Here is a 5,376-nt window from a genome sequence, read left to right as displayed (position 1 = left end):
CCAGGGATAGTTCTCTGGTGGGTGTGCCGCGTCCGTGTGGTGGTCGGTGGTGCTCAGCGTCGTACTCGCATCCGGCTACCGGGCAGGACGGTCAGCCGCGCGCCTTGCGCCAGCGCTTGCGGCCCTCGTCTGCGGTGTACGCCGCGGTCTCCTCGGCAGCGGCCGCGAGATGGCGGGCGGACTCGGCGAGCTCGGCCGACCGGGCGCGCGCGAGTTCGGCGAACTCGGCCGAGCGGTCCCGTGCGATGTCGGCGAACTCGGCCGAACGGTCGCGGGCCACGTCGGCGAACTTCGGCGCGTTCTTCGCCGCCTGCTTCTTGGCCTTCTTCGCGCGCTTCTGCGCCTGCTTGGCCAGCTTCGGTCCCCGCTTGCGGGCGGTCTCGGCCAGTTCCGACGATCGATCGAGTGCGGCGTCGGCCAGGGTCGACGAGCGGACCAGGGCAGCGTCGGCGAGCACAGGTGCACGATCGCGCAGACGGTCGGCGACCTCGGCCGCGGTGTCGGCGGCCCGTTCCGCGATCTCGAGCGACCGCTTCTGCGCGGACTCGGCCAGTTCAGGAGCGTGCTCGCGGAACTTGGCGGCGGCCTCGGCCGTCCACTCCGCGGAACGCTCCGACAGGACGTGTGCACCCTTGCTCAGAAGGTCACCGGCTTCAGCTGACCGCTCGCCGACGATCTCGGCGCCCTCATGGCCGCGCTCGACGAGGGTGTCCCAGGTGGAGTGGCCGGCGGCGGAGCCGATCGGGAGTGCCGCGGCGACGGCACTGGCCTTCTGCTTGCCACGCCACGCGAGCGACGGCTTGCCCTCGGTGTCCACCGCGGCCAGCAGAACGCCGCCGAGGAGACCGATGTTCCTGATGAACGCGTCGCGCTGGGCTTCCTTGCGGACCGGGTCGGCCTCGTTCCAGAAGTCCGTGCCGGCGGCCGTCGTCGGGATCAGGGTTCCGGCCAGCACGACCGAGGCGAGGCGCGGGAATTTGCCGGTCGCCAGCAGGATGCCGCCACCGATCTGTGCCGCGGCGTTGATCTGCACCAAGGTCTCGGTGTTCTCCGGGACCTTGTCTGCGACCTCCGGCGGCAGTGCGGTGCGCGCCTTGTCGACGAGCGGCGCCGCGGACTGCGCGATCGGTTTCGGGCTCCGAATGGCGTCGACGCCACTGGCGACGAACGCAGACGCAAGGAGCGGGCGGGCGATACGGCGGAGAATCATCGGTCACAACCTTCTTCGATCGAGTGCGGTTCGAGATCCGTCGGGGTACAGCGCATTTGTGGCCTGATCAACGCTACCCGCCCTCCGGATACATGCAGGTGAATCGACTCTTCGTGATCCGTTCGGGAACTTCGGGAGCACCGAGGTCACGATCGGGAGAGCGTTTCGGGTGTCAGATATCCGGAGAGACCCATGCCCAAACCTGAAGCAAACCCGCCTCTTTTCCGTAAACCCACCCCGGCACGAGGGGGCGCGTTTACGGAGGAGAGGTGGGTTTTGCGGATGTCACCAGCCGCGTTCGCGCCATTCCTGCAGAGACGGACGCTCGGCACCGAGGGTGGTGTCCTTCCCGTGTCCCGGGTAGACGACGGTCGAGTCGCCGAAACGGTCGAACAGCTTGGTGGATACGTCCTCGATGAGGGTGTCGAAGTCCTCGGACTTCCAGGTCTTGCCGATGCCGCCGGGGAACAGACAGTCGCCGGTGAACAGATGGACGGTGTCGCCGTCGGTCAGGGCCAGGGCGATGGAACCCGGGGTGTGGCCGACGAGATGGATGGCCTCGAAGCGCAGGTCGCCGACCTCGATCACGTCGCCGTCGTCGACGAGACGATCCGGTGTGACCGGCAACTCGGGGGCGTCGAACCGGCCGGCAGCGGTGGGGACACCGGTGTGTTCGGCGACGGCGGCGAGCGCCTGCACGTGGTCGAAGTGCTGGTGGGTAGTGAAGATCAGTGCGGGCTTCCCGCCGATGGCGTCGAGGGTGGCGATGATCGTGTCCGCATCGTTCGCGGCGTCGATGATCAGCTGGTCGCCGGTGGCCTTCGAGGTCACCACGTACACGTTGTTGTCCATCGACCCGACGGACAGTTTGACGATGGTGGCCGAGTCCAGAGTGCGTCGCTGCGGGGTCTTCGATTCGGAGAGATCGCCGGTGTAGGAGTCGCTGATCGGTGTCGCTGAGGTCATGCGACAAGGCTATGACACCGCTCGGCGGGTGTGTGACGCTCGCGACGGTCGGGCGTGGTCGGGGCGCGGGTATCGTGGACTATCGGTCCGATGGTGTATGCGCGGATGGCGAGACCGATCGTCCGGCCCGCGGGCCTCGAATCCTATCCGGGCCTACGCATGCGGAACAGAATTGTCGGTGCCTGTCGTTACGGTGCCCATGCGCCACCCGTGCGCCCCGGTGAGTTTGAGAAGACTCTGAGTTGAAAAGAATGTTAGGACTGCAGTGGTTGATCGTCTGATCGTCCGAGGTGCCCGCGAACACAATTTGCGCGGCATCGATGTCGACCTCCCTCGGGACAGCCTCATCGTGTTCACCGGGTTGTCGGGGTCGGGCAAGTCGTCCCTCGCCTTCGACACGATCTTCGCCGAGGGGCAGCGCCGCTACGTCGAGTCGCTGTCGGCCTACGCGCGGCAGTTCCTGGGCCAGATGGACAAGCCCGACGTCGACTTCATCGAGGGTCTGTCACCGGCGGTGTCCATCGACCAGAAGTCGACCAACCGCAACCCGCGATCGACGGTCGGCACCATCACCGAGGTCTACGACTACCTCCGTCTGCTGTATGCCCGTGCAGGTAAGGCGCACTGTCCGATCTGTGGCGAGGCGATCGCCAAGCAGACGCCGCAGCAGATCGTCGACCAGGTGCTCGCCATGGAGGAGGGCACCCGCTTCCAGGTTCTCGCACCGGTGGTCCGTACCCGTAAGGGCGAGTTCGTCGACCTCTTCGCCGAACTACAGACCCAGGGCTTCTCACGCGCCCGCATCGACGGCGTCGTCCACCAGCTGACCGACCCGCCGAAGCTGAAGAAGCAGGAGAAGCACGACATCGAGGTCGTCGTCGACCGCCTCGTCGTCAAGGCCGGCGCCAAGCAGCGTCTCACCGATTCGGTGGAAACCGGTCTGCGTCTCGCCGACGGCATCATCGTGCTCGACTTCGTCGACCTCGAAGAGGACGACCCGAATCGCGAGCGCCGGTTCTCCGAGAAGATGGCGTGCCCCAACGCCCACCCGATCGCGATAGACGACCTCGAGCCGCGCTCGTTCTCGTTCAACTCGCCCTACGGTGCCTGCCCCGAGTGCGACGGCCTCGGGATCCGCAAGGAGGTCGATGAAGAACTCGTCGTGCCCGACCCGGAGATGAGCCTCGCCGAGGGCGCGATCGCGCCGTGGTCGACCGGTCACAACGCCGACTACTTCCTGCGCCTGATGTCGGGTCTTGCCGACCAGATGGGCTTCGACATCAACACCCCGTGGAAGAAGCTGCCGGTCAAGGCTCGTCGAGCGTTGCTCAACGGCAGCGACCACCAGGTGCACGTGAAGTTCCGCAACCGCTACGGACGCACCCGCTCGTACTACACCGAGTTCGAGGGCGTCATGTCGTTCCTCGCCCGGCGGATGGACCAGACCGAGTCCGAGCAGATGAAGGAACGCTACGAGGGGTACATGCGCGACGTGCCGTGCCCCGCCTGCCAGGGTGCGCGTCTGCGCCCGGAGATCCTCGCGGTCACCCTCGACCATCCCGAGTACGGCCCGAAGTCGATCGCCGAGGTCTGTGCGCTGTCGGTCGCCGACTGCGCGAACTTCCTCGACAACCTCCACCTCGACGAGCGTCAGGCCGCGATCGCCGGCCGCGTGCTCAAAGAGGTCCAGGCACGTATCCGCTTCCTGCTCGACGTCGGACTGGAGTACCTGTCGCTGTCGCGTGCGGCCGGATCGCTGTCGGGCGGCGAGGCCCAGCGCATCCGCCTCGCGACGCAGATCGGCTCCGGACTCGCGGGCGTCCTCTACGTCCTCGACGAGCCGTCGATCGGTCTGCACCAGCGCGACAACCGTCGACTGATCGAGACCCTCACCCGACTCCGCGACCTGGGCAACACGCTGATCGTCGTCGAGCACGACGAGGACACCATCCGGTCCGCCGACTGGATCGTCGACATCGGTCCCCGAGCCGGTGAGCACGGCGGTCACGTCGTGCACAGCGGCAGCTACAAGGACCTGCTGAAGAACCGCCAGTCGCTGACCGGTGCGTACCTCTCGGGCCGGGATTCACTCCCGGTCCCGGAGATCCGCCGGCCGATCGACCGCAAGCGTCAGCTGACCGTCGTCGGTGCACGTGAGCACAACCTGCGCGGGATCGAGGTGTCGTTCCCGCTCGGCGTCATGACGGCGGTGACCGGTGTGTCCGGCTCCGGCAAGTCGACGCTGGTCAACGACATCCTCGCGACCGTGCTCGCCAACAAGCTCAACGGCGCACGTCAGGTGCCCGGCCGCCACACGCGGATCAAGGGACTCGACAACCTCGACAAGCTCGTCCAGGTCGACCAGTCGCCGATCGGACGCACCCCGCGATCCAACCCGGCGACCTACACCGGCGTCTTCGACAAGATCCGCACACTGTTCGCGGCCACCACCGAGGCCAAGGTGCGCGGCTACCAGCCGGGCCGGTTCTCGTTCAACGTCAAGGGCGGCCGCTGTGAGGCCTGCACCGGCGAGGGCACGATCAAGATCGAGATGAACTTCCTGCCGGACGTCTACGTCCCGTGCGAGGTCTGCCACGGTGCCCGCTACAACCGGGAGACCCTCGAGGTCCACTACAAGGGCAAGACCATCGCCGAGGTGCTCGACATGCCGATCGAGGAGGCCGCCGACTTCTTCGAGCCGGTCGCCTCGATCCATCGCTACCTCAAGACCCTCAACGATGTCGGTCTCGGTTACGTCCGCCTCGGACAGCCGGCCCCGACCCTGTCGGGCGGCGAGGCGCAGCGCGTGAAGCTGGCTGCAGAGCTGCAGAAGCGGTCGATGGGACGCACGGTCTACATCCTCGACGAGCCGACCACCGGCCTGCACTTCGAGGACATCAAGAAGCTCCTCGCGGTGATCAACGGCCTCGTCGACAAGGGCAACACGGTCATCACCATCGAGCACAACCTCGACGTCATCAAGACGGCCGACTGGGTCATCGACATGGGACCCGAGGGTGGTAGCGGCGGCGGCACGGTCGTCGCCGAGGGCACGCCCGAGGACATCGCGGTCGCGCCGGGCAGCCACACCGGCAAGTTCCTCGCCGAGATCCTCGAGGTCGACGAGACGGTCGCGTCAGCGGGCTGACAGGCACAGCAGAATCGCCACTTCCATTGCAGCAGCGCTGGTTCAGCCAGCA

General features: G+C 66.8%; 3 protein-coding genes. 1 reads left to right on the top strand and 2 read right to left on the bottom strand.

The window, feature by feature from the left end; genetic code table 11:
- Positions 1-91: 91 nt before the first annotated feature.
- Together C5O27_RS17460 and C5O27_RS17455 are read right to left on the bottom strand one after the other, a co-directional pair.
- The gene (locus C5O27_RS17460; RefSeq protein ID WP_127963251.1) at positions 92-1,210 is read right to left on the bottom strand and encodes a DoxX family protein; all 1,119 of its coding nucleotides are present in this window, start codon (positions 1,208-1,210) and stop codon (positions 92-94) included.
- A 285-nt stretch (positions 1,211-1,495) separates the two neighbouring features.
- A complete protein-coding gene (locus C5O27_RS17455) occupies positions 1,496-2,176 on the bottom strand; it encodes an MBL fold metallo-hydrolase (RefSeq protein WP_006360763.1) in 681 nt (226 codons plus the stop codon).
- Positions 2,177-2,441: 265 nt separating this feature from the next.
- Here C5O27_RS17455 and uvrA point away from each other — a divergent pair, with 265 nt between their 5' ends.
- Entirely contained in the window at positions 2,442-5,324 is a 2,883-nt protein-coding gene (gene uvrA, locus C5O27_RS17450) for an excinuclease ABC subunit UvrA (protein ID WP_040004387.1), read from the top strand.
- The last annotated feature ends 52 nt before the right edge of the window (positions 5,325-5,376 follow it).

It is taken from the genome of Gordonia alkanivorans, assembly GCF_004011905.1.
In the GTDB taxonomy this organism is placed as follows: domain Bacteria; phylum Actinomycetota; class Actinomycetes; order Mycobacteriales; family Mycobacteriaceae; genus Gordonia; species Gordonia alkanivorans.
Note: the sequence above shows the minus strand (reverse complement) of the source record. Positions and strands in the feature narration are given on the sequence as shown.

Coding starts and splice junctions, on each gene's coding strand:
- C5O27_RS17460 (WP_127963251.1), bottom strand. CDS start 1,210: ATGATTCTCCGCCGTATCGCCCGCCCGCTCCTTGCGTCTGCGTTCGTC.
- C5O27_RS17455 (WP_006360763.1), bottom strand. CDS start 2,176: ATGACCTCAGCGACACCGATCAGCGACTCCTACACCGGCGATCTCTCC.